The 23,524-nt window shown below is 71.1% G+C and carries 26 protein-coding genes; 17 read left to right on the top strand and 9 right to left on the bottom strand.

What is annotated here, in order from left to right; genetic code table 11:
• Nucleotides 1-5 precede the first annotated feature (5 nt).
• The 3 genes from ACLJOU_RS04745 to ACLJOU_RS04735 all read left to right on the top strand — a co-directional run bounded on the left by ACLJOU_RS04745 (nucleotide 6) and on the right by ACLJOU_RS04735 (nucleotide 2,284).
• Nucleotides 6-839 (top strand): alpha/beta fold hydrolase, encoded by an 834-nt coding sequence (locus ACLJOU_RS04745; RefSeq protein WP_410563457.1) that lies wholly within the window; start codon nucleotides 6-8, stop codon nucleotides 837-839.
• A gap of 86 nt (nucleotides 840-925) precedes the next feature.
• A complete protein-coding gene (gene idi, locus ACLJOU_RS04740; protein WP_410563454.1) occupies nucleotides 926-1,489 on the top strand; it encodes an isopentenyl-diphosphate Delta-isomerase in 564 nt (187 codons plus the stop codon).
• Between the two features lie 120 nt (nucleotides 1,490-1,609).
• A complete protein-coding gene (locus ACLJOU_RS04735; protein ID WP_410564726.1) occupies nucleotides 1,610-2,284 on the top strand; it encodes a GGDEF domain-containing protein in 675 nt (224 codons plus the stop codon).
• Nucleotides 2,285-2,439: 155 nt separating this feature from the next.
• On the opposite strand, the gene ACLJOU_RS04730 is transcribed toward ACLJOU_RS04735, so the two are convergent.
• Nucleotides 2,440-2,766 carry a hypothetical protein gene (locus tag ACLJOU_RS04730; RefSeq protein ID WP_410563453.1) on the bottom strand — a complete coding sequence of 109 codons (327 nt, stop codon included), beginning with the start codon at nucleotides 2,764-2,766 and terminating at the stop codon, nucleotides 2,440-2,442.
• Nucleotides 2,767-4,203: 1,437 nt separating this feature from the next.
• On the opposite strand from ACLJOU_RS04730, the gene ACLJOU_RS04725 reads away from it, so the two are divergent.
• Nucleotides 4,204-5,586, top strand: a complete 1,383-nt coding sequence (locus ACLJOU_RS04725) for an LCP family protein (protein ID WP_410563450.1) — start codon at nucleotides 4,204-4,206, stop codon at nucleotides 5,584-5,586.
• An 83-nt stretch (nucleotides 5,587-5,669) separates the two neighbouring features.
• Complete coding sequence (phoU, locus tag ACLJOU_RS04720) at nucleotides 5,670-6,335, top strand: phosphate signaling complex protein PhoU (RefSeq protein ID WP_410563448.1); 666 nt, start codon at nucleotides 5,670-5,672, stop codon at nucleotides 6,333-6,335.
• A 125-nt stretch (nucleotides 6,336-6,460) separates the two neighbouring features.
• On the opposite strand, the gene pstB is transcribed toward phoU, so the two are convergent.
• The 6 genes from pstB to ACLJOU_RS04690 form a co-directional block, all read right to left on the bottom strand.
• Nucleotides 6,461-7,237, bottom strand: coding sequence for a phosphate ABC transporter ATP-binding protein PstB (pstB, locus tag ACLJOU_RS04715; protein WP_410563445.1), 777 nt, complete (start codon nucleotides 7,235-7,237; stop codon nucleotides 6,461-6,463).
• 10 nt (nucleotides 7,238-7,247) lie between these two features.
• Nucleotides 7,248-8,168, bottom strand: coding sequence for a phosphate ABC transporter permease PstA (pstA, locus tag ACLJOU_RS04710; RefSeq protein ID WP_410563443.1), 921 nt, complete (start codon nucleotides 8,166-8,168; stop codon nucleotides 7,248-7,250).
• A 2-nt stretch (nucleotides 8,169-8,170) separates the two neighbouring features.
• Entirely contained in the window at nucleotides 8,171-9,094 is a 924-nt protein-coding gene (pstC, locus tag ACLJOU_RS04705) for a phosphate ABC transporter permease subunit PstC (RefSeq protein ID WP_410564725.1), read from the bottom strand.
• 195 nt (nucleotides 9,095-9,289) lie between these two features.
• Entirely contained in the window at nucleotides 9,290-10,420 is a 1,131-nt protein-coding gene (gene pstS, locus ACLJOU_RS04700) for a phosphate ABC transporter substrate-binding protein PstS (protein ID WP_410563442.1), read from the bottom strand.
• Between the two features lie 226 nt (nucleotides 10,421-10,646).
• Nucleotides 10,647-11,546, bottom strand: a complete 900-nt coding sequence (gene mshD, locus ACLJOU_RS04695) for a mycothiol synthase (protein ID WP_410563440.1) — start codon at nucleotides 11,544-11,546, stop codon at nucleotides 10,647-10,649.
• A 69-nt stretch (nucleotides 11,547-11,615) separates the two neighbouring features.
• Nucleotides 11,616-12,365: a winged-helix domain-containing protein gene (locus ACLJOU_RS04690; protein WP_410563439.1), complete on the bottom strand. Its 750-nt coding sequence runs from the start codon at nucleotides 12,363-12,365 to the stop codon at nucleotides 11,616-11,618.
• Nucleotides 12,366-12,517: 152 nt separating this feature from the next.
• Here ACLJOU_RS04690 and ACLJOU_RS04685 point away from each other — a divergent pair, with 152 nt between their 5' ends.
• From ACLJOU_RS04685 to ACLJOU_RS04645, 9 genes are all read left to right on the top strand, one after another.
• A complete protein-coding gene (locus tag ACLJOU_RS04685) occupies nucleotides 12,518-13,417 on the top strand; it encodes a DUF2993 domain-containing protein (protein ID WP_410563437.1) in 900 nt (299 codons plus the stop codon).
• Between the two features lie 11 nt (nucleotides 13,418-13,428).
• Nucleotides 13,429-13,854, top strand: coding sequence for a TlpA family protein disulfide reductase (locus tag ACLJOU_RS04680; RefSeq protein ID WP_410563436.1), 426 nt, complete (start codon nucleotides 13,429-13,431; stop codon nucleotides 13,852-13,854).
• Nucleotides 13,855-14,122: 268 nt separating this feature from the next.
• Entirely contained in the window at nucleotides 14,123-14,554 is a 432-nt protein-coding gene (locus ACLJOU_RS04675; RefSeq protein ID WP_410564724.1) for a DUF4395 domain-containing protein, read from the top strand.
• Between the two features lie 30 nt (nucleotides 14,555-14,584).
• Nucleotides 14,585-15,421, top strand: coding sequence for a sulfurtransferase (locus ACLJOU_RS04670; protein ID WP_410563434.1), 837 nt, complete (start codon nucleotides 14,585-14,587; stop codon nucleotides 15,419-15,421).
• Nucleotides 15,421-15,732, top strand: a complete 312-nt coding sequence (locus ACLJOU_RS04665; RefSeq protein WP_410563432.1) for a DUF1416 domain-containing protein — start codon at nucleotides 15,421-15,423, stop codon at nucleotides 15,730-15,732. The genes ACLJOU_RS04670 and ACLJOU_RS04665 overlap by 1 nt, the downstream gene beginning before the upstream one ends.
• A gap of 232 nt (nucleotides 15,733-15,964) precedes the next feature.
• Nucleotides 15,965-16,579 (top strand): FABP family protein, encoded by a 615-nt coding sequence (locus tag ACLJOU_RS04660; RefSeq protein WP_410563429.1) that lies wholly within the window; start codon nucleotides 15,965-15,967, stop codon nucleotides 16,577-16,579.
• A gap of 4 nt (nucleotides 16,580-16,583) precedes the next feature.
• A complete protein-coding gene (gene pxpB / locus ACLJOU_RS04655; RefSeq protein ID WP_410563427.1) occupies nucleotides 16,584-17,180 on the top strand; it encodes a 5-oxoprolinase subunit PxpB in 597 nt (198 codons plus the stop codon).
• Nucleotides 17,177-18,022: a biotin-dependent carboxyltransferase family protein gene (locus ACLJOU_RS04650; RefSeq protein WP_410563424.1), complete on the top strand. Its 846-nt coding sequence runs from the start codon at nucleotides 17,177-17,179 to the stop codon at nucleotides 18,020-18,022. The genes pxpB and ACLJOU_RS04650 overlap by 4 nt, the downstream gene beginning before the upstream one ends.
• A 97-nt stretch (nucleotides 18,023-18,119) precedes the next feature.
• Entirely contained in the window at nucleotides 18,120-18,545 is a 426-nt protein-coding gene (locus ACLJOU_RS04645; RefSeq protein WP_410563422.1) for a hypothetical protein, read from the top strand.
• Here the strand turns inward: ACLJOU_RS04645 and ACLJOU_RS04640 are convergent.
• Complete coding sequence (locus ACLJOU_RS04640) at nucleotides 18,524-19,372, bottom strand: aminodeoxychorismate lyase (RefSeq protein ID WP_410563421.1); 849 nt, start codon at nucleotides 19,370-19,372, stop codon at nucleotides 18,524-18,526. The genes ACLJOU_RS04645 and ACLJOU_RS04640 overlap by 22 nt on opposite strands.
• Before the next feature lie 133 nt (nucleotides 19,373-19,505).
• Here ACLJOU_RS04640 and ACLJOU_RS04635 point away from each other — a divergent pair, with 133 nt between their 5' ends.
• The 3 genes from ACLJOU_RS04635 to ACLJOU_RS04625 are packed head-to-tail and all read left to right on the top strand — an operon-like array spanning nucleotide 19,506 to nucleotide 22,184.
• Nucleotides 19,506-20,645 (top strand): YgfZ/GcvT domain-containing protein, encoded by a 1,140-nt coding sequence (locus ACLJOU_RS04635; protein WP_410563419.1) that lies wholly within the window; start codon nucleotides 19,506-19,508, stop codon nucleotides 20,643-20,645.
• A 49-nt stretch (nucleotides 20,646-20,694) separates the two neighbouring features.
• Complete coding sequence (locus ACLJOU_RS04630) at nucleotides 20,695-21,258, top strand: aerial mycelium formation protein (RefSeq protein ID WP_191315250.1); 564 nt, start codon at nucleotides 20,695-20,697, stop codon at nucleotides 21,256-21,258.
• Nucleotides 21,255-22,184 (top strand): asparaginase, encoded by a 930-nt coding sequence (locus ACLJOU_RS04625; protein ID WP_410563418.1) that lies wholly within the window; start codon nucleotides 21,255-21,257, stop codon nucleotides 22,182-22,184. The genes ACLJOU_RS04630 and ACLJOU_RS04625 overlap by 4 nt, the downstream gene beginning before the upstream one ends.
• A 245-nt stretch (nucleotides 22,185-22,429) precedes the next feature.
• Here ACLJOU_RS04625 and ACLJOU_RS04620 read toward each other — a convergent pair whose 3' ends face one another.
• The gene (locus ACLJOU_RS04620) at nucleotides 22,430-23,326 is read right to left on the bottom strand and encodes a hypothetical protein (protein ID WP_410563416.1); all 897 of its coding nucleotides are present in this window, start codon (nucleotides 23,324-23,326) and stop codon (nucleotides 22,430-22,432) included.
• Nucleotides 23,327-23,524 lie beyond the last annotated feature (198 nt).

The raw sequence follows: 23,524 nt of genomic DNA, 5'->3' as shown, positions 1-23,524 counted from the left end.
CCTGCGTGATCGACCACATCAGCATCCCCACCGAAGCCGGCACCTTCGACGCCATCGCCGCCGGGCCCGAGGACGGGCGGCCCGTGCTGCTGCTGCACGGCTTCCCCGAGGCCGCGACCGAATGGGAGCACCAGGTCGCCACCCTCGGTGTGCTCGGGTTCCGGGCCGTCGCGCCGGACCAGCGCGGCTACTCACCCGGGGTGCGGCTGGAGCAGGCCGGCGACTACTCCATCGATCACCTCGTCGGGGACGTCGTCGCGATCACCGAAGCGCTGGGCTGGCCGAAGTTCGACCTCGTCGGGCATGACTGGGGCGGTGCCGTCGCCTGGTGGACGGCCGACGCGCACCCCGAGCGGCTGCGCAGCCTCACCGTCGTCTCCACGCCGCACCCCGGCGCGCTCGCCGACGCCATGAAGACCGACGAAGACCAGTACCTGCGGACCCGCTACATGACCGAGTGGCGCCAGACCCGCGTCACCGAGCGGCGGATGCTGGAAAACGGCGCCCACGCGCTGCGCGAGATGTTCGAGCGGCGCGTGTCGCCGTCGAAGGTCGACGACTACGTCCAGCGGCTGTCCGAGCCGGGCGCGCTCACCGCCGCCCTCAACTGGTACCGGGCCGGACGGCCGGGCGGGAAGATCGGCAAGATCACCGTGCCGACCCTGTACATCTGGAGCACCGAGGACGTCTCGTTCGGCTCCACCGCCGCGCTCGACACCGCCAACCGGGTCACCGGGCCGTATCGGTTCGAGATGCTCGAAGACGTCTCGCACTGGGTGCCCGAGGAGGCGCCCGAAGCCGTCACCACGTTGCTCGTGGAGCACCTCAACGCACGGTGATCGCCCGTCACCCCGCCGGGCGGACCGGGCGTAACCCACCCGCCTCGCGGTACGGCAGCCCGCGGGCCGTCGTGTTCACTGGGGATGTGGACACCGCGATCGAACCCGAGACCGAACAGGTCGTCTTCGTCACCGAAGACGGCGTGCCCACCGGCGAAACCGGCCCCAAGCTGGCCAGCCACCACGAGCACACCCGGCTGCACCTGGCGTTTTCGTGCTATGTCCTGCGGCGCAGCGATCACGCCCTGCTGATCACCCAGCGTGCCCTTCACAAGAAGGTGTGGCCGGGGGTCTGGACCAACAGCGTCTGCGGCCACCCCGCGCCCGGCGAAGCACTGGAGGACGCCGTCCGGCGCCGCGCGGACTACGAACTCGGGCTGCCGTCGCTGTCCGGGCTGCACTGCGTGCTGCCGAACTACCGCTACCGGACGCCGCCGTTCCAGGGGATCGTCGAGAACGAGTTCTGCCCGGTCTTCACCGCGTGGGCCGACGCCGAGCCGGCACCGAACCCGGAGGAGGTCGGCGGCTGGCGCTGGGTGCCCTGGAATGAGTACAAAGAGTTACTGAACGATCCGACGGCCAATGTGAGTTACTGGGCGAAAGACCAGTATGCCCAGCTCAAGAGCATCGAACCGTTCACCGGGCTCTGATCCGTCAACTCCACTGAGTAACCGGCGTAGTCCCGTTTGAGCGAAATTCACTTTCCCCCGCACCGGCGCCTCAAGCGCGGCCGCCCCCACGACGACAACCAAGGGGTGGTCGAGGTCGGGATGGTCGCCGAGGGCGAAGGGACGCCGAGCCGGACGGCGGGCCCGCGGCCGCCGGACCTGCTCCGCCTGCACGAGGCCGTCGCCGGGCTCTTCGCCACCCAGGGCGACTGGCGGCGCGCCTACCAGCACCTGCGATCCGCACTGGACATCGCCCGTGACGGAAGTCTCCGCGACCCGCTGACGTCCAGCTACAACCGCCGCTACTTCGACGAGCGGTTGTACGGACCGTTCACCGACCGTCCGCCGTTCGGACTTGCGCTGATCGATCTCGACCGCTTCAAGAGCGTGAACGACACGTACGGTCACCTCGTCGGTGACCGCGTTCTGCGCCGGGTCGCCGATCTCCTCCAGGAGAATCTGCCGCCCGATGCCTTCTGCGCCCGCTACGGCGGCGAGGAGTTCGTGCTGTGGCTGCCGGGAGTCGACGCCGGGCGGGCCGTCCACGTCGTCGAAGAAGCACGACTGCGCGTCGAGCGTCATCCCTGGTCAGACCTGCAACCGGGCCTGCGGGTGACCATCAGCGCCGGCTTGGCGCACGAGCCGGGAGCGCCGGCGTCGCCCGAGCGCCAGCTGCGTCAGGCGGACGCCCTCCTTTATGCGGCGAAACGCGCGGGCCGCAACAAAGTGGCCTATCACGACCCGCAAACGACAGAGTTAATAACCCACTCTGAGTGACGCAAAGGCGGCATTACTCCGTCTGTCGACAAGCGTTATCACCCGTTTGTCGACGCTCACCGGCCGCTCGTCGACTCAAGGTGAAGAAAATTCCGGGAGGGTGTCGTCACGAACGGGGGGTATCCGTACGATAACGAAAACCTCCGGGGGAACGATCACCTCCTGCGGGGGAAGACGGCCAAGTCGAAGCCACCCCCTTCGATCGCGCGAAAGGAGACCGAGTGCCGGACGAGCTCGACAGCCCGGGAACCGGTCGCCACCTCGACGGTCCCGCGCGCCCCCGGCCCGGACGGCGCCGGTCGATGGAGGACCAGGGCGGGATCAGCGTCTCCGACGTCGTCGCCAAGACCACCGGCGTCCGCCCCCTGCCGTCCCGCGACCAGCAGGACCAGCCGGGCCACCGGGCGGCCCATGACGCCGAGCCGCGTGCCTCGAGGCAGAGCGCTGCCGAAGACCCAGTACCCACGGACGCCAACCGTCAATCACGCACCCCGCGCCCGCGCCAGCCCCGCCGCACGACGGCGGCGGCCCCGCTGCCGGAGGCCCCGCTCCAGCGCCGCCCCCCGGCGGCGAACCCGGGCCCGCAGCAGACGTCGGCCGCGCCCCAGCCGCCCCGGCGGCTCCGGCGCCCGGCGACGGAGCCGGCCGAGGGCGCGGCGCCCCGCCACGCATCCCAGCGACCGACCCCGGACAGCCCGGCCCCCCGCCGCGCGCCGGATGGGCCCGCAGGTCGAGCAGCCACCGACGGCCCGGCAGGCCGCCGTCCCGCCGCGGACGGCCCGCCACCCCGCCGCACGGCAGAGGGCCCCGCCTCCCGGCGCCCGACTGGTCCGGCCGACGGAGTTACGCCGGACAGCCCGACGCCCCGCCGAACTGCGGCTCAGCGACCAGCAGTGGATGGTCCCGGAAGCCGCCGCCCGGCAGCTTCGGGCGAGCCCGCTGCGCCGCGTTCCACGCCGGACAGCCCGTCGCCCCGTCGCGCCGCCGCGGACGGTCCGGCACCCCGCCGCACCGCAGAGGCCCCCGCCTCCCGGCGCCCGGCTGCTCCGGGCGAGGCAGCTACCCCGGACAGCCCCGCGCCTCGCCGCACCGCAGATCCGGCATCCCGGCGCCCGTCGACTCCAGGCGAGGTAGCCACACCGGACAGCCCGGCGCCCCGCCGCACCGGAGCTCGGCGAGCAGCAGGGGATGGTCCCGTCGGTCGCCCGGCAGCTTCGGGCGAGGCCACTGCGTCGCGTTCCACGCCGGACAGCCCGGCGCCTCGCCGCACCGCAGACCCGGCATCCCGGCGCCCGCCGGCTCCAGTCGACGGAGCTGCGCCGGACGGCCCGGCGCCCCGTCGCGCCGCGGCTCCGCGAGCCGCCGGGGACGGTCCCGTGGGCCGCCGCCCCGCCTCGCCGGCCGGTGCCGCCGCACCTCAGGGCCCCGGTGCGGACGGCCCTGCGGGCCGCCGCACAACCTCCGCCGATGGTCCCGCAGGCCGCCGCATCGCCACTTCTCCCGAAGAAGTCCCTCAGCGCCCCGGGCCCGACGCCGCCGCGCCCCGCCGCGCCGCCGAAGGCCCGGCAGGCCGTCGCACCACGGCCTCCCCCGAGGAAGCCGCGCTCCCCGGGACAGACGGGCATGCACCCCGGCGTGCCGCCGAAGGCCCGGCAGGCCGCCGCACCACGACTTCCCCCGAGGAAGCCGCGCGCCCCGCCGCAGACGGGCACGCACCCCGGCGTGCCGCCGAAGGCCCGGCAGGCCGCCCCGCCACTTCCCCCGAAGAAGCCGCGCGCCCCGCCGCAGACGGGCACACGCCCCGCCGCGCCACCGATAACCCCGCCCCGCGTCGTGCCGCGGCTTCGACCGAAGTCGCACCTTCGCGCGCCGACAGCGCGGCCGCCGTTCCGCCTCGTGCCGCGCTCGATCCGCTCACCATGACCGATGAGATGGAAGCGATCGACGAGGCCACCCAGTACCGGCGCAAGATCGACCACACCCTCGCCCGGTTCTCCGCCGCGCACGACGAGATGGAAGCCGAGGAAGCCAAGCGGCGTGAACGCCGGGACCGCCTCTCGCCCACCTCACTGATCGAAAGCACCCGCACCGCCCTGCAGCGCGTCGTCGCGCCGGCGCCCGCGGCCGAGGAAACCGACGCCGAACCCGTCCAGCTGACGGACACGAAGCGGCGCTCGGCGCAGTTCGGGCGGATCGCCGCCGCCGTCGTGGCCGGGCTCGTCTTCCTCGGCATCGGGGGCGCCTGGGGCGCGCAGACCTACTTCGACGCCAAGTTCACCCAGGTCTCCGCGCTCGACGAGAACTCCGCCGACATCCAGGACGCCGACGCGCAGGCCAACGACGAGAACTTCTTGATGGTCGGCTCCGACACGCGGGACGGCGCGTCCGCCGAGGAAGGCGTCGGCACCGCCGACAGCACCCCCGGGGCCCGCAGCGACACCGTGATGGTCGCGCACATCCCGGCCGACCGGAAGCGGGTCGTCGTCACGTCGTTCCCGCGCGACCTCGAAGTCAACCGCCCGGACTGCCAGAAGTGGGACCCGGCGCAGAACAAGACGACCGACGAGGTCTACAAGGGCGCGAAGTTCGCCAAGCTCAACACCGCGTACGCGGTCGGCGGCCCGGCGTGCGTCACCAAGGTGATCCAGCAGATCACCGGGCTGCGGATCAACCACTTCGTCGGCATCGACTTCAACGGCTTCAAGGAGATGGTCGACGCGGTGCACGGCGTCACCATCCACACCGACATCCCGATCGACGACAGCATCCTCGGCAAGGTGCTGCTGCAGACCGGTGACGTCACCATCTCCGGCGACCAGGCGCTGAACTTCGTCCGTGCGCGGCACGTCAAGGGCGACCCGACGTCCGACTACGGCCGGATCAAGCGGCAGCAGGAGTTCATCGGGGCGCTGCTGAAGAAGGTCATGTCCTCCGACGTCGTGCTCGACCCCGGCAAGCTCAGCGACTTCATCACCGCCTTCGCGAAAGCCACCTTCGGCGACAACCTCGGCGTCAAGCAGATGATGACGCTGGCGCAGTCGATGAAGGGCCTGGACCCGTCGAAGATCTCGTTCCTCACCGTTCCGACGGTCGGCATGGCCAACACCCGCGGCAACGAGGTCCTCGTCCTCAGCAAGACGAAGGCCCTCTTCGACGCGCTGCGCAACAACACGCCGCTGCCCGACCCGAACGCGCCGGTTCCGGTGAACGAGCAGGCTCCGCCGCCCAGCAGCACGTCGAAGCCGAAGAGCACCGGCACGCCGAAGTCGACCACCACCCGCAAGAGCACCAGCACGGGCTGATCCGCGAGGATCGTTAGTCCGGGTTCACGTGCGGTTCACCCGGCGATGCGGTATTTGGTCACGGTTGGCCGTAGGGTTGGGCCATGCGTGAGGCTTACCATGTCGAACTCGAACAGCTCGCCGACCACCTGGCCGCGATGTCGGTCCAGGTCGCCGAGGCGATGGAGCGCGCCACGCGGGCACTGCTGGAGGCCGATCTGAGCCTCGCCGAGCAGGTCATCAGCGACGACGCCAAGGTCGACGACGCCCGCGCCCAGTGCGAAGAACAGGCGTACGCCCTGCTGGCCCTGCAGGCGCCGGTGGCGACCGACCTGCGCACGGTGCTCGCGGCGATCCACGCCGCCGAAAGCCTGGAGCGGATGGGCGACCTGGCGCTGCACGTGGCGAAGGCCGCGCGGCGCCGCCACCCCGACCCGGTGCTGCCCGAGGCGGTGCGGCCGTACTTCGCCGAGATGGGCGAGATCGCGGTCAAGCTGGCCCGCCAGGTCGAGCAGGTCATCCACTCCAAGGACATCGAAGCGGCGAAGACGATCGAGTCCGACGACGACCAGGTCGACGACATCCACCGCCACCTGTTCACGGTCCTGATGGACCGCGAGTGGCCCCACGGCGTGGCCGCGGCGGTCGACGTGACGCTGCTGGGCCGCTTTTACGAGCGCTACGCCGACCACGCGGTGTCGGTGGCGAAGCGGATGATCTTCGTGGTCACCGGCAAGATGCCGGGCTACGGCGTGGACGAAGACATCTGAGCCACACCAACGAGAAAGGCCCCCGGCGTGCCGGGGGCCTTTCTCGTTACTCCACTTTGGACGAAGAAAGGCCTTCCCCGCCGGCCCCCAGCGCCGGCGAGAAAGGCCTTGCCCACAAGGAGAACTCAGCCGAACCGGCCGGAAATGTAGTCTTCCGTGGCCTTCTGGTCCGGGTTCGAGAAGATCTTCTCCGTGTCGTTCAGCTCCACCAGCCGGCCCGGCTGACCGACGCCGGCGAGGTTGAAGAACGCCGTCTGGTCGGAAACCCGGGCCGCCTGCTGCATGTTGTGCGTCACGATGACGATCGTGTAGTCCTTCTTCAGCTCGCCGATCAGGTCCTCGATCGCCAGCGTGGAAATCGGGTCCAGGGCCGAGCACGGCTCGTCCATCAGCAGGACGTCCGGCTGGACCGCGATCGCGCGGGCGATGCACAGCCGCTGCTGCTGACCGCCCGAGAGGCCGCCGCCCGGCTTGTTGAGGCGGTCCTTGACCTCGTTCCACAGGTTCGCGCCGCGCAGGGCGCGCTCGGCGATCTCGTCGAGGGTCTTCTTGCCCTTGGTGCCGCCCAGCTTCAGGCCCGCGACGACGTTGTCCTTGATGGACATCGTCGGGAACGGGTTGGGGCGCTGGAACACCATGCCGATCGTGCGGCGCACCTGGACCGGGTCGACCGCCGACGCGTAGATGTCCTCGCCGTCGAGGAGCACCTGGCCGTCCACGCGGGCGCCGGGGATCACTTCGTGCATGCGGTTGAGCGTGCGCAGCACCGTCGACTTGCCGCAGCCCGACGGGCCGATGAACGCGGTGACGTTGCGCGGCGGCACGGACAGGGTGACGCCGTCCACGGCGTGGAACTTGCCGTAGTAGATGTCGACGTCCTTGACATCGATTCGCTTGGCCATCAGGAACAGCTCACTTCTTCTTCGGGGCGACGAGGCGCGCGAACACGGTGGCGAGGAGGTTGATCAGCGCGATGATGAGCACCAGGGTCAGCGCCGCGCCCCAGATCCGGTCGAAGCCGACCGAGCCCGGGTCCATCGGGTTGCTGACGCGCTCGTTGTTCATCAGCAGCGGCAGCGCGGCCTGCTCGCCGTGGAAGATGTCCCAGTTCGTGTAGGCCGAGTAGCCGACGAGGACCAGCAGCGGCGCGGTTTCGCCCATCACGCGGGCGAGCGCCATCATGACGCCGCCGACGATGCCGGACAGCGCCGTCGGGAGCACGATCTTCATGATCGTCTTCCACTTCGGCACACCCAGCGCGTACGACGCCTCGCGCAGGTCGTCCGGGACGATCCGCAGCATCTCCTCCGACGAGCGGACGACGACCGGGATCATCAGCAGCACCAGGGCCAGCGAGACGGCGAAACCGCTGCGCGGCAGGCCGAGCGTGGTGATCCACAGCGCGTAGATGAACAGCGCGGCCACGATCGACGGGACACCGGAGAGGATGTCCACCATGAACGTGGTCGCCTTGGCGAGCTTGCCGTTGCGGCCGTACTCGACGAGGTAGATCGCGACGAGCAAGCCGATCGGCACCGCGATGACCGCGCAGACCAGGCCCTGCAGCAGCGTGCCGATGATGGCGTGCAGCACGCCGCCGCCGACCTCGTCCGACAGGACGTCACCGAAGTCCTCGGCCCACCAGTTGCTGTAGGGGATGCGCTTGATGCCGTACGCGATCACCGTGTAGAGCACCCACACCAGCGGGACGACGGCGACCAGGAACGACAGCCAGACCAGCGTGGTCGCCAGCCCGTTCTTGACCTTGCGCCCCATGCTGACCTGCTGGAACGCCGGGGTCGTCGCGGGTGCTTCGAGCGTTGAGGTGGACATGCTCAGTCCCCCTTCTTGTCGCCGATGATGGACCGCGCGGCGAAGTTCACGACGAAGGTGAGCACGAACAGCACCAGGCCGGCCGCGATGTACGCACCGGCCGAAACCTCGTTGTTGAATTCGCTGTAGTTGGCGGCGATCTTCGAGGCGAAGGTGGCACCACCGTCGAAGAGGCTCCAGTCGAAGTTCTTGCCCTGCGGGATGAGCAGGATGACGGCCAGCGCGATCGTTTCACCGAGCGCGCGGCCGAGGCCGAGCATCGAGGCGCCGACGTAGCCGGCCTTGCCGAACGGCAGCACCGTGGTGCGGATGACCTCCCAGCGGGTGGCACCGAGCGCCAGCGCGCCTTCGATGTGCGGCGTCGGCGTGCGTTCGAAGACCTCGCGCGAGAGCGACGTGATGATCGGCAGGATCATCACGGCCAGCACGATGCCGGCGGTGAAGATCGTGCCGCGCACGCTCGGCGCGACGTTGCCCGGCGCCAGCAGGGGAAACCACGAGAACGTGTCGTTGATCCACTGCGAGAACGGCTCGATCGCCGGGGCGAAGACCAGGATGCCCCACAGGCCGAAGATGATCGACGGCACCGCGGCGAGCAGGTCGATCACGTACGCGAACGGCCGCGCGAGCCGCGCCGGCGCGTACTGCGTCAGGAACAGGGCGATGCCCAGCGAAACCGGCATGGCGATGATCAGCGCCACGACCGACGTCGCCACGGTGACCTCGAGCAGGTCGAGGATGCCGAACGACATGTTCGCGGGGTCGCCGGTCGACCAGCCGTGGTTCGTCAGGAAGCTGGCCTTGTTGGCCTGCAGCGCCGGGATCGCCTGGATGAGCAGGAAGAGCCCGATCAGGCCGATCAGGGCGACGACGAAGATCCCGGCCCCGGTGGTCAGGTTCTGGAAGATGCGGTCACCGGGGCGCACCTTCTTCGGTTTCTCGGCCGCGGGCGGTTGCTTCTCCGCCGGCGGGGCTTGCTGCTCCGAAATCGGGACCTCCGGGGGCGTCGTGACGGACGACGAACGCCCACCGGGGTCGCCGGTGGGCGTTCGCGTCGAGGATGACTCGCTCATCAGCTACTTCTGACCAGCCTCTATCACTCGGGTGTCAGTCGCAATGGGTCAGGAAATGGCCTTGACCGCGGCCAGGACCTTGGTCTGCAGCGACTGCGGGATCGGCACGTAGCCCTTCGCGGACAGCGGCTGCTGGCCGTCGGTGGCCGCCACCGTCAGGAACGCCTTGACGGCCTTCGCGACGTTCGGGTCCGCGTACTTCGAGCAAACGATCTCGTAGGTCGTCAGCAGCAGGGGGTAGGCACCCGGGGTGTTGCTGGCGTAGATGCCGTTCAGGTCGAGCGCGAGGTCGTTCGAGCCCTCGTGGAGGAACTTCGCCGCGTCCAGGGACTTGGCCACGTTCGCCGCGTTGAGCTCGACACCGCCGGAGCCGCTGTCGATCAGGGCCGCGGTCAGGCCGTCCTTGGCGAACGCGCCCTCGACGTAGGTGATGCCACCGTCAGAGGCCTTCACCGCGGTCGCGACACCGTTGGAGCCCTGCGCACCGTTGCCGACGCCACCGTTGAACTTCTTGCCGGCGCCCTTGGTCCAGTCGGTCTTCGCCGCCGCGCCCAGGTACTTCTGGAAGTTGTCGGTGGTGCCCGACTCGTCGGCGCGGGAGACGACCTGGATGGCCTTGTCCGGCAGGTTCAGGCTCTCGTTGCCCTTGACCCCCTTGATGGCGGGGTCGTTCCACTTGGTGATGGCACCGCTGAAGATCTTGGCGGTCACCGACGGGGTCAGCGTCAGCTTGTCCACACCGGACAGCTTGTAGGCGACCGCGATTGGGCCGACGACCAGCGGGATGTTCCAGGCGTTGCTGGCGCAGCGGGCCTTGGCGGCCGCGGCGTCGGCGTCCTTGATCGGCGAGTCCGAGCCGCCGAAGTCGATCTGGTTGGCGTTGAACTGCTTGACGCCCGCACCCGAACCGCTCGGGTTGTAGTTGACCTGCTGGCCGGAGCACTTCTTGCCGTACTGCTGCGTGAAGATGTCGATGGCGTTCTTCTGGGCCGACGAACCTTCGGCGGAGAGCGGGCTCTTGCCACCGCACTCCACGTCGGCGGTGCCGGTCGCAGCGGGCGCCGAAGCCGAGTTCGAGCTGCTGCTGTTGGTCGCCGCGGGGTCGGAACCACAGGCGGCGAGCACGAGGGCGGCGCTCGCGACGATGCCCACCGCGCTCAGGGGCCGCATGATCTTCACTGCTGTTTCCTCCATCAGGAGCTTGACCGGGTCGTCGCGGCTGTGCTGCCGCGCCGGATCCGGACATTAGGCAGCCCTGGTGGACGCTCGCCCCTCTCCAGATGAACGCAAAGTGAACAAGGCCGCCCGTGTGAGCAGTGCTACTACCCGGAGAGGCCGCCGTGTCCGGGTCGTGACCTGCGCGTTTGCCGTCCGTGACGACGTGCTCGCACGGTGTCGACCGTGGTCACCGACCGTACTGGACGTCGGTTTCGTGACGCGTGAACCCGAGCTTGGTGTAGACCGCCAGCGCCGGTGCGTTGTCCCCCTCGACGTACAGGATGATCTGCCGCAGCCCCCGGCTCGCGAGGTACCGCAGCCCGGCGAGCGTGAGCGCCCGCCCGAGCCCGCCACCCTGCGCGGCCGGGTCGACGCCGACGACGTAGACCTCGCCGACGCGCTCGCCGCCGAACCGGCCCGGCGTCGGCTCGTGCACCTTCGTCCAGTGGAAGCCGATGACCTCACCGTTCTCTTCGGCGAGGAAGAAGCCGTCGGCGTCGAACCACGGCCGGGCTTCGTCGGCGCGGACGTCGTCGGCGGTCAGGGCGCCCTGTTCGGGGTGCCAGTCGAACGCCCGCGCGTTGACCCGCACGACGGCGTCCTCGTCCTGGCCCGGTACGAACGTCCGCAGCGAGACGCCCTCGCGCAGGATCGGCTCCGGCCAGTCCGCGCGTTCGACGTCGACGTGCAGGATCAGCAGCTCGCGCTTGCGCTCCAGCCCGGTCTTCACCGCCAGCTTCTGCGCGGCCGGGTGGTCACCGTGGGCCCAGACGCGGAACCCGACGGCGGCCCGCTCGTCGAGCGCCTGCAGCAGCTTCGCGCCGTAACCGCGGTTGCGGTGTGCGGGGTGCACGAACAGCTCGGCGACCTGGTGGTCGAAGGAGTCGCCGGTCGTGTCGAGGTGCGCGTAGCCGACGACTTCGCCCTCGATGCAGGCGACGAGGTGCTCACCGCCGTCGAACTCGCCGGGCAACGGGCCGTCGGGCTCGACCTCGGGCCGCCCGTCCGCCTCACGCACGGCCAGCAGCAGCCCCCGCACGTGCTCGAGCTGCTTTTCGTCCAGTTCCTGGCGCCACTCTCCGGTCACCCCTGCGACCGTACCCGCGCCGGAAGGCAACGCGATGGATGTCACCGCGTCCAGGTGAACGTGGGGACGTCAGCGAGCGAGTTCGGGAGTCTCGGCGGGTGCCTCGGCCTGCGCGGGCACGCCCGGCCGCGGGCCGCCGCTCTTGGCCGGCCGCTCGAACTTGTAGCCGACGTTGCGCACGGTGCCGATCATCTGCTCGTGCTCGGGGCCGAGCTTGGCGCGCAGCCGCCGGACGTGCACGTCGACCGTGCGGGTGCCGCCGAAGAAGTCGTAGCCCCAGACCTCCTGCAGCAGCTGGGCGCGGGTGAACACCCGGCCCGCGTGCTGCGCGAGGTACTTGAGCAGCTCGAACTCCTTGTAGGTGAGCTCGAGGGTGCGCTTGCGCAGGCGAGCGGTGTAGGTGGCCTCGTCGATGACCAGCTCGCCGACCCGCAGCTCGGCGTCGACCTGCGCGGAACCCCCGTCGCGGGTCGTCACCAGTCGCAGCCGGGCGTCGACCTCGGCCGGGCCCGCGGTGGGCAGCAGGATGTCGTCGGTGCGCCACTCGGCGCTCACGGCGACGAGCCCGCCTTCGCCGACGACGGCGATGATCGGGGTGGCCGCCTCGTCCTCGCCGGTGCCCTTGAGCAGGCGGCAGAGGCTCTTCGCCGAGGCCAGGTCGCTGCGGGCGTCGAGGAGGATCACGTCGCGGTGGCCCGCGTCGAGCAGGGCCGTCACTTCGGGAGCGCGGACGCGTACGGTGTGCGGCAGCAGGTCCAGCGCGGGAAGCACCGAGGTGGCGTCGGCCTCCGCAGTGAGTACCAGAAGGTCCAGGCTCATCAGCCGCACCGCCCTCTCGAGTCGTCGCCGCACAGCGGCGTTGGTCGGTGCTAAGTGAGAATAGCGGCTGAACGGCCGGGCACCTAACCCTTGCTGGATCGATCACACCTGGGGGAATCCGGGTGTCCCCGACGAACAGGAGTACGGACGCGATGGTGAGCAGGCCCGTGACCCGGGACGACCGACCCGCACCGAGGCCCGGCGCACGACGCCGCGGCCGCCGGGCCCGGCGCTGGGTGATCGCGCTGATCGTCCTGGTGCTGCTGCTGGTCGGCGCCGATTTCGGAGCCGCCGCGTACGCCGAGCACATGATTTCGCAGAAGGCCCGCACCCAGCTGCAGCTGAACGACGACCCGTCGGTGACGATCCACGGTTTCCCGTTCCTCACGCAGGCCCTGGGCGGTGACTACAGTCACATCAGCATCGCCGCGGCCGGCGTCCCGGTCGGCGACAAGCTGCAGGACGTCGCGGTGAACGCCGAACTCGAGGACGTCAAGGCGCCGCTGTCCGACCTCACGAACGGCAACACGAAGACGATCACCATCGGGCAGCTGACCGGCTCGGTCACCATCAAGGCCGCCGACCTCGCCCGCGTCTCGCCGCTGGACAAGATCAAGGACCTGCGGATCGAGCCGTCGACCACCGAGTACGTCCAGAACGGCGACAGCGAGCAGAGCGAGCCGGCGCCGACCACGACGAAGACCACCGAAGGCCAGGCCGACCAAGACGAGTCGAGCACCGGTGTCCGCATTTCGGGACACCTTCAGTTCGCGGGCAAGGATCTGGAAATCTTCTGTTTCGCGATGATCGAGGCGGACTCGGCCAAGGGCACGATCAACTTCCTGCCCAAGCGGCTGCAGTTCGGCAACGACAAGGAGACGACGGTCGTCCCGCAGGCGGTGCAGAAGGTGCTGATGCCGAACTTCAACGCCTCGATCAGCACGAAGGACCTGCCGCTGTCGGTCACCCCGACCGGCGTGCGGGTGCAGAGCGGATCGGTGACGATCAAGGGCAAGGCGGCGAACGTGTCGTTCGCCGACCTGAGCAAGTAGGGAGCGGTGCGGTGACGGGACTCTGGGTGCTCGTGGCGACGCTGGTGGCCGCCGGCGCCGTCGGCGCGCTGCTCAAGGCCCGCAACGGCCGGGTGCGCGACGCCAAACCGGCGCGCGAGCTGCCCGCTCCCGTCACCGCCGTGCTCGACCCGGCGTCCGCGGTGACGCTGGTCCAGATCTCGACCACCTTCTGCGCGCCCTGCCGGCACGCGAAGGCCGTGCTCGCGCCGCTGGCCGAGCGGACCGACGGCCTGCACCACGTCGAACTCGACGTCACGAACCAGCCGGAGGTCGCGCAGTCGCTGTCCGTGCTGCGGACGCCGACCACGATCGCGCTGACCCCGGACGGCCGGGAGCTCCTGCGCGTCGGCGGCGTCCCCAAGGGCCCCGAGCTACTGGACGCGCTGCGGCCCCATCTCACGACTCGGACGTCCTGACCTGGGCATCGTCCCAGAAAACGGGAATCGTCCCAAGGTATGAACGTGGTTCCCACTCTGAGGGAGCACTGGGTACCCTCGCACCCGTGACCGGGCTGACCAGCTTCTTCTTGACGCAGCGGCGCGCAGTGGACCTCTGCCGCGTCCGCAGCAGCCTGTGTCGCGTTCACCCCGTCCGGCGCTGAACGACGTCCGGAGACAGCCAGCCCCGATGCCGCTGACGCGTGCCGTTCGCACGCACCCCCTGGAGCTCCAGCTGGAGGAACGAATGCCCGCCGGACCGGCCGTCGACCCGCGAGGACCGCGGTTCGCCGCCATCCTGACCACGATCGTGCTCGCGGTCGTGCTGGTCACCCAGTGGTGGCCGCTGCTGGCGGTCCAGACCGTCGTGTTCGCCATCGGCGCCTTCGTCGGCCTCAAGCCGGCGCCGTACTCGATCCTCTACCGCGCGCTGGTGGCTCCGCGCCTCGGCCCGACGTCCGAGCGCGAGGACGCGGCGCCGCTGCGGTTCGCCCAGGCCGTCGGGTTCGTGTTCGCACTGGTCGGCACGATCGGCTTCGCACTGGACGTGACCCCGCTCGGCATCGTCGCGACGGCGTTCGCGCTGTTCGCCGCCTTCCTCAACGCGGCCTTCAACTTCTGCCTGGGCTGCGAAATGTACCTGCTCATCAAACGCTTCAGCCCCGCCCGCGCGTCCTAGAGAGTCAACCCCAGAAAGAGAGTTCTGTTCATGAGCCGTGAAGACGTCCTGGTCACCACCCAGTGGGCCGAGGAGAACCTGGACACCCCCGGCGTCGTGTTCGCCGAGGTCGACGAGGACACCACCGCCTACGACGCCGGCCACATCCGGGGCGCGGTGAAGTTCGACTGGCGGAACGACCTGCAGGACGGGGTGCGCCGCGACTTCGTCTCCAAGGAGGGCTTCGAGAAGCTCCTTTCGGAGAAGGGCATCTCCAACGACGACCTCGTGATCCTCTACGGCGGCAACAACAACTGGTTCGCCGCGTACGCGTACTGGTACTTCAAGCTGTACGGCCACGAGAAGGTCAAGCTCCTCGACGGCGGCCGCAAGAAGTGGGAGCTCGACGGCCGTGAGCTGAACTCCGACGAGGTCAAGCGCGACCGCACCGAGTACCGGGCGCAGGACCAGGACCTCTCGCTGCGCGCGTTCCGCGACGAGGTCGTCCAGTCGATCGGGTCGAAGAACTTCGTCGACGTCCGCTCGCCCGACGAGTTCTCCGGCAAGCTGCTCGCCCCGGCGCACCTGCCGCAGGAGCAGTCCCAGGTCCCCGGGCACATCCCGGGCGCGCTGAACGTGCCGTGGGCGAAGGTCGCCAACGAGGACGGCACCTTCAAGACCGAGGACGAGATCCGCGAGCTCTACAAGGACGAGGGCATCGACGAGAACAAGGGCACCATCGCCTACTGCCGCATCGGCGAGCGCTCCTCCATCGCGTGGTTCGCGCTCCACGAGCTGCTGGGTTACCAGGACGTGAAGAACTACGACGGTTCGTGGACGGAATACGGCTCGCTCGTCGGCGTGCCGGTCGAGTTGGGAGCCAAGTGATGGCGGTCGACGACAGCTGCGGCGCACCGGCCCAGGAGGCCACGCCGGCGGACTTCGACACGCGCGGGCAGGTCGTGCTCGCCGGCAAGGTGACGGGCGCGAACGGGCCGGTCGGCGGCGCGTTCGTCCGGCTGCTGGACGGCGGCGGCGACTTCACCGGCGAGGTCGTCTCCTCGGCCGACGGTGACTTCCGCTTCTACGCGGCGCCGGGCGAGTGGACGGTTCGCGCCCTGCACCGCACCGGCAACGGCGAAGCCTCGGTCAAGGCCGAGGGCCCGGGCCTGCACCAGCTGGCCATCTCGGTCGCCTGAGTCTCGATCCCGCGAGGGCCTTCCTGCTCGAGGCAGGGAGGCCCTCGCGGCGTTTCCGGCCGGGTGACCGTGCTCACCGCGGCGACCCTGCGCAGGGCCGTCGGGAGCCGGGCGGACTATTCTGCGGGGCGTGGAAGCCTTCTTTACGACTCTGCTGGTCCTCGCCGGCATCGCGATCACCTGGTTCGCCGTGTACGTCGTCTACCGGCTGTACGCGGACCAGCGCTGACCCATGACCGCCAGCGGCGACGAAGCCATCGTGGCAGCGGAGAAGCGCGCGGAGAGCACCCGCTCGCGCAACCTCCCGCTGTGGGACGACCTGCCCATCCCGAACGACACCGCGAACCTGCGCGAGGGGCCGAACCTCAACGACGCCTGCCTCGCGCTGCTGCCGCTCGTCGGCGTCTGGCGCGGTGAGGGCGAGGTCGACTACCCGACCATCGAGGGCCCGTACAAGTTCGCGCAGCAGCTGACGATCTCCCACGACGGCCGCCCGTTCCTGATCCACGAGTCGCGCTCGTGGCTGCTGGACGACGACGGCAACGTCATCCGCCCCGCCGCCCGCGAGTCCGGGTTCTGGCGCCCCCAGGCGGACGACACGATCGAGCTGCTGCTCACGCACAACACCGGCATCGTCGAGCTGTACTACGGCAAGCCGCGCAACCAGACGTCCTGGGAGCTCGGCACGGACGCGGTGATCCGCACGGCCACGGCCAAGGACGTCACCGCGGCCCAGCGCCTGTACGGCCTGATCGAAGGCTCCCTCGGCTACGTCGAGGAGCGGGCGATGGCGGGCCAGGAGATGCAGCCGCACACCTCGGCGCTGCTGCACCGCGTCGTCGGCTGACACCGTGCGCTGGCGGCGGTGTGGCGAGGACGCCGCCCTGCTCGACTGCGACTCGCTGGAGCAGATGCGGGCCGCCCACGCCACCGTGCTGGCCGGGCGGCCGCCCGGGGTCGTCGACCTCGTGCCCGGCGCGCGCAGCCTGCTCGTCGTCGGCGGGGTCGCGGCCGTCCGGGCCCTGCTCGAAGACGCCGACCTCGCGTACCCGCCGTCGGCCGAGCCCCGCGAAGTGACTCTCGACGTCCGCTACGACGGCGAGGACCTGGCCCTGGTCGCTTCGGACGCCGGGCTTTCCCCGGACGCCGTCGTCGAGCTCCACACCGAAGCCGTCTACACCGTGGCGTTCACCGGGTTCGCGCCCGGCTTCGGTTACCTGACCGGGCTTCCCTCGCAGCTCCGGCAGCCTCGCCTCGAGTCCCCGCGCACCCGCGTCCCGGCCGGGTCGGTTGGGCTCGCCGGCGAGTTCACCGGCGTCTACCCGCGTGAGTCACCGGGCGGCTGGCGGCTGCTCGGGCACACGTCGGCGACGCTGTTCGACCCCCACGCCGACCCGCCCGCGCTGTTCGCGCCGGGCGACCGCGTCCGCTTCCGGAGCGTGCGGTGAGGGCACTGGAGGTGCTCGATCCCGGGCGGCACGCGCTGGTCGAGGACCTCGGCCGGCCCGGTTACGCCCACCTGGGGGTCGCGCCGTCGGGCGCTCTCGACCAGGCGTCGCTGCGGCTGGCCAACCGGCTCGTCGGCAACCCCGAGGCCGCCGCCGGGATCGAGGCCCTGCTCGGCGGCCTCTCCGTGCGGTTCACCGCCGCGGTGACGGCGGCGGTCACCGGCCCGGCGGTCGACGTCCGGCTCGACGGCCGTCCCGCCGGTTCCCACGCGGCCTTGGCGGTGCGCGCCGGGCAGACGTTGACCGTGGGCACGCCGTCGACGGGCCTTCGCTGCTACCTGGCCGTCTCCGGCGGGATCGCGGTGGAGCCGGTGCTGGGCAGCCGGTCCCGGGACGTCCTGTCGGGCATCGGACCCGAGCCGTTGCGCGCCGGAGACGTCCTGCCGCTGGGCCACCCCGGGATTCCCGCCGGCGCGGACGTCGTCGTGCCCGTGCGAGCGCCGGCCGAGCTCGTGGTGCCCGTGACGCTCGGGCCCCGCGACGACTGGTTCGCCGACCCGGCGGGCGGGCTCGCGGCCGGGTGGACGGTGACCGCCGAGTCGAACCGCGTCGGCCTGCGCCTCGACGGGACGCCGCTGCGCCGGGCCGTCGACGGCGAGCTGCCCAGCGAAGGTGTCGTCACCGGCTCGATCCAGGTGCCGCCGAGCGGGCTGCCGGTCGTGTTCCTCGCCGACCACCCGACCACCGGCGGCTATCCGGTCGCCGCCGTCGTGAAAACGGCGGCATTGCCTGCCCTCGCGCAGGCTCGTCCGGGTATTCGAATCCGGTTCCGGCCTTCCTGAGCAAGGCGTACCGCCACGCGGGTGAGACCGCGGTCACGGGTGCACCCGTCCGGGTAGCGGCCGGAACCATGTCGAGCCGCCACCCGTCCTGATAGACGTGGAACAGGTGAGGATCAGCGGCGGCACGGGTTTCCTCGACGTGAACGCGCGGGCGCGGGCGGAGCTGCCGCAGTCGCTGCGGATCGCCCTGGCCACCGGGCAGCTGCGCCGTCCGCTGGCCACCACGCTCGGGCCGGTCCTCGACCTGCTCGTCGACGGCGACTACCGGGTGAGCGGCCCGGAACGGCTGCCGGCGGAGCAGGAGCTCACCCCGACCGACGCCTGGCCACCGTCGGACGAGGCCCGCGTCGGCTACTACCGGACGGCCATCCGCAGCGGGCACCGGCCGGTGGCGGTGGTGCTGGCCGACGGCGAACGCGAGCTGATCCTCGACGGCCACCACAAGATCGCCGCCTACCGCGCCGAAGAGGTGGCTCCCGCCGTCGTCCGGATCACCCAGGGTCAGGCGTATTCGCCCTCGTAGGCCGCGAGCAGCTCGGCGTACACCGCCGCCGAATCCGGCAGCCGCTCGCCGTCCAGCGTGTGCACCCGGGTGAGCTTGCGGACGCTGGAGGCCATGAAGACGCCGTCGCCCTCGACGAGGTCGCGCACGGTCAGCGGTTCCACCTTGACCGCCCAGCCGGCCTTCTCGGCGCCGCGGAACACCGCGGCCTGGGTGGTGCCCGGCAGGATCCCGATGCTCGGCGGCGGCGTGTAGAGCGTGCGGCCCTTCGCGAGCACCACGGTGGACGTCGGGCCTTCGAACACCGATCCGTCGGCCGCGGTGAAGATCACGTCTTCGGCGCCGCGGCGGCCCGCCTCGCGGACCGCGGCCATGTTCATCGCGTACGACAGCGGCTTCGCCCCCAGCAGCAGCCACGGCGCGCGCTCGGCGAGATCCGGTGGGAAACCGCGCTCGAGGGTGATCGCCGCGACGCCGTCGGCTCGCGCTTTCAGCGTCGACGGCGCGACTTCCGAACCGAGCGCGAAACCGGTCGGCACCGCGGCCGGGTCACCCTCGGATCCCCGCGTGTACACCAGTTTCAGCACCATTTCCGGTCCGCCGGCCCACCTCTCGAGCACCTGCGAGACGACCCGGTCCCAGGCCGCGAGGTCGGGCTCGGGCAGGTCGAGCATGGCTGCCGACCGGGCCAGCCGCTCGAGGTGCGGCCGCAGTTCCCGGGGCTTGCCGTCGACGACGAGGATCGTCTCGAAGACGCCGTCGCCGCGCATCAGCCCGAGGTCGTCGACCTTGATCTGGGCCACGTCGGGGTCGGCCGGGGTTCCGTCGAGGAAGACGAGCACGCGCATGCGGACACCGTACTGTGCCGACCGGCACCGATCCGATCACAGCCACGGCCGAACGGCTTCGCGGCAACGGTCGCGTACCGCGCGGGTGTCGGCCTGCTGTCGGCCGGATTGGTACTCACCTAGGCTGGGTGGTATGCCGTACCGCTCGCCGCTGCTGGACGTGCCCGGATCGATCCCTCCTCCCGAGTCAGACGCTGTGCATCCCGAAGCCGGAGTGCCCTGGCACTGGGGAGACCCCTTCGCCGAGCAGCGCACGGCCTCGCGCAGCGTGGTCGTGATCGACCGCTCGCACCGCGAGTTCCTCGCCGTCAGCGGCGAAGAGCGGCTGTCGTGGCTGCACCTGGTGATCTCGCAGCACGTGACCGGGCTGGCCGAGGGCTCCGGCACCGAGGCGCTGGTGCTGGACAGCCAGGGCCGCGTCGAAGCGCACATGGTGCTCGCGCACCTCGACGGCACGGTGTACCTCGACGCGGATCCGGATCCGCGGGTGACCAGCGCGCTGCCCAAGGGCGGCCCCCAGACGCTGCGCGAGTACCTCGAGGCGATGAAGTTCTGGGCCAAGGTGGACATCCGCGACGCGACCGGCGAGCTCGCGCTGCTCACCGTGCTGGGCCCGGACGCCGAGCGCGTGCTGAGCGCGGTGGGCGCCGAGGTCGGCCCGGAGCCGTACGCGGTGGCGGCGTTGCCGGGCGGCGGCTTCGCGCGGCGGATGCCGTGGCCGGGCCGCTCCAGCGTCGACCTGGCGGTGCCGCGCGCGGCGCTGCTGGACTGGTGGAAGCGGCTGACCGACGCGGGCGCGCGGGCGGCGGGCAGCTGGGTGTTCGACGCCCTGCGCGTCGAGTCGGTGCGGCCGCGGCTGGGCGTCGACACCGACGACCGCACGATCCCGCACGAGGTGGGCTGGGTCGGCTCGGCCGCGCACGTGGCGAAGGGCTGCTACCGCGGCCAGGAAACCGTGTCGAAGGTCCACAACGTGGGACGTCCGCCGCGGAACCTGCTCCTGCTGCACCTCGACGGCTCGCCCGAGGTCACCCCGGAGACCGGCGACCCGGTGCTGCTCGACGGCCGGACGGTCGGCCGGATCGGCACGGTGATCCAGCACCACGAGCTCGGCCCGATCGCGTTGGCGCTGGTCAAGCGGTCGACACCGGTGGGCGCGGAGCTGCTGACGGGGTCGGAGGACAACCTCGTCCAGGCGGCGATCGACCCGGATTCGGTGCCCGCGGAGCAGCCGGCGCCGGGCCGGGCGGCGGCCGCCCAACTCCGCGGCTGAACTCCCGGGTCTGACAGCGAGATCACGCGTGAGGGGGATAAACTGCGCTGTGATCGAAGTGCGGCCCGGTGGCAGGCGGCGGATCGACCGCGTGCTCGGCCCGGGGTACCTCAGCGGCCTGGGTGAACTGCCGCTGAACGTGCTGCGCGAGCGGCGTGACGAAGCCGCGCAGGAAGAGACCGACCTGTCCTACCTGCGCCGTCTCCTGCACGCCCGGATCGACATCGTGCGCGCGGAGCAGGCGCGGCGCAGTTCCGGCGGCGAAGCGAGCATCGTCGACCAGCTGGCCACGATCCTGGCCGACAACGCGCTGGGCCCGGCGGCGGGTTCGGGACGTCACCAGCAGCTGGAGCCGTCCCGCGCGGGCGAGCACCGGCGGCACGCGGAGGCCCTGATCGGCGACACGGACCTGACCGACGTCGGGTCCCTGTCGGACGAGAAGCTCGCCTCCGCTTTGGACACGTACGCGCGCGAAGAACTTTCGGTGTCGTCGTTCCGCCGCGAGGTCCAAGGTGTGATGGACACGCTGAACGCGGAGATCGCGAAGCGCTACCAGCAGGGCTCGGCCACAGTGGACGAGCTGCTGGAGAACGAGGGCGGCCGCGGCGAGTGACCAACCCCGTGCTGGCCGAAGTCGTCCGGTCCGGTTTCGTCGAAAGCGTCCACCGCGGCGCGCTGGTGATCACCGGCCCGGAAGGGGCGGTTCGGCTGGCCCTGGGCGACGTGGCCTCGCCGGTGTACCCGCGGTCGTCGAACAAGCCGCTGCAGGCGGTCGGGATGCTGCGGGCGGGGCTGGACTTCACGGGCGAGGACCTGGCGCTGGCGTGCGCGTCCCACTCGGGTGAGCCGGGGCACGTGAAGCGGGTGCTGGAGCTGCTGGAGGCGGCCGGCCTTCGCGAAGAGGATTTGGCGTGCCCGCCGGACTTCCCGCTGCACGAGCCGAGCATGCGCGACGCGGCCGAGCCGCGGCGCGTGACGATGAACTGTTCGGGCAAGCACACGGCGATGCTGACGACGTGCGTCCGCGCGGGCTGGCCGGTGTCGGGCTACGCGGCGCCGGACCACCCGCTGCAGCAGGCGCTCGCCGACGCCGTTTCCTCGCTGACGGGTGAGCCGATCGCCCACACGGGTGTCGACGGGTGCGGCGCGCCGCTGTTCGCGTTTTCCCTGACGGGGCTGGCTCGGGCGTTCGGCCGCGTTTCGACTTCTGGTGGCCCGTGCGCGGAGGTGGCCTCGGCGATGCGGTCGCACCCGTGGCTGGTGGCGGGCACGGGCCGCGAGGACACGGCGCTGATGTCCGGTGTGGAGGGTCTGCTGGCGAAGGCGGGCGCGGAGGGCGTCCAGGCGTTCGCCCTCCCGGACGGGTTCGCGGTGGCGCTGAAGATGGATGACGGCGCGAAGCGGGCGTGCGCCCCGCTGGCGGTGGAGGCGCTGCGGTACCTGGGGGTCGATGTGTCGCGGCTGGCGGAGCTGCGGCGGCCGATCGTGTCGGGCGGTGGGCGGCCGGTCGGGGAGATCCGGGTCCCGGAGCTGCGCTGAGGCGGTCGGGGCGGCGGTGCGCGGACTTCGCGCGGCCTTTGCGGTGAACGGCGATTTGGGCCGCCCGGTCACCCCCGTCGGCGGCCCCACCTGCGGATGGAACCGCGGTTGCCGACCCGCGATGCCTGCTCGGCGAACCTCGCGCGCGAGCGCGGCGTGCGTGAGCAGCCCCCGTTTTCCACGCTACCGGGAGGCACCGACAGTTCCGGGCGGAAGGCCGCCGGGGCGTCCGGTTGCCGGCGCAACTAGTTCGCGCGCTCGCGGGCGGCCACGTCGCCCCAGAACTCGCGCAGGTCGGAGAACAGTTCGGCCAGCTCCTCGACGTTGCCCGAGCGCAGGGCGTCCAGGATGTCGTGGACTTCGTCGGCCGTGTTGTCGGCCTCCAGGACGGGGTCCGTGAACAGCTGCACCAGGCCGCCGTAGTCGAGTTCGACCACCGAGTCCGGGTGGAAGTTGTCCAGCCAGCGGCGCGTCTCGAACAGCACGCGGCCCGGTCCCGAGTCGCCGAACGTCTGCTCCAGGAGCTCGCCCGCCTCGCGGGCGCGGTGCTGCGCGTCGGCCAGGGTGGCGCGCCAGGACAGCTCGCGCCGGGAATCCGCGCGGCCCTCGCCGAGCACCAGCCGCCGCTCTTCCGGCTCGATCAGCACGAACCACGGCAGCGGGACGGTCCAGGTCGTCGACAACGTGTGCGCCGCCGACGTGCTCAGGTCCGCCATCGCCGACTTCGTCCGGGCGCGGATCGTCTCCTGCGTGAAGCCGCCCTCGTCGAGGACGACGTTCTTCAGCGCCGGGTGCGCGTCGCCGAGGAAGGTGACCAGCGCGGCCGCCGAGCGGGCCCGCAGCTCCAGCGGGCAGACGAGCGGGCCGTGCTCGGCCTTGCCGCCCGGTACTTCCGCCGGGTCGAGCACCAGGACGTCGGTCAGCAGGCTCGGCGCGGGCCGGCCGTCGGCGAGTTCGGCGGGCAGCAGCCGCCGCGGGGCGGCCACCTGTGACTTGAGCCACATGGCCTGCTCGCGCGCCCCGGCGTCCGTCCGCTGCAGCTTCGCCGCCGCGACGGCCGCACGCAGCCGCACGTCCGGCGGATCGCCCAGGGCGAGCAGGGGTTCGTACACCCGCAGGTAAGCCACGAAGGGACGGAGCACGGGTAGATCGTGGCACGTCTACCTGCGCCGATCGCCACCGACCGGCCGGTAACCGGTGTCCGGCGGACACTGTCACGACCGGCACACCGTGCCACGTCGCATCGAACCCCCCGGACACGGTACGGTGTGAGCAGGAAAGAATTGTCGAGACGATGCGGGGCCGCCGATTCCCCCGGCCGCCCCGCCCCTGTGCGAGGG

The organism is Amycolatopsis sp. cmx-4-61, from assembly GCF_046548775.1.
Taxonomy (GTDB): Bacteria; Actinomycetota; Actinomycetes; order Mycobacteriales; family Pseudonocardiaceae; genus Amycolatopsis.
The sequence above is the reverse complement of the archived record's forward strand: the minus strand, read 5'-3'. Positions and strand labels throughout refer to the sequence as shown.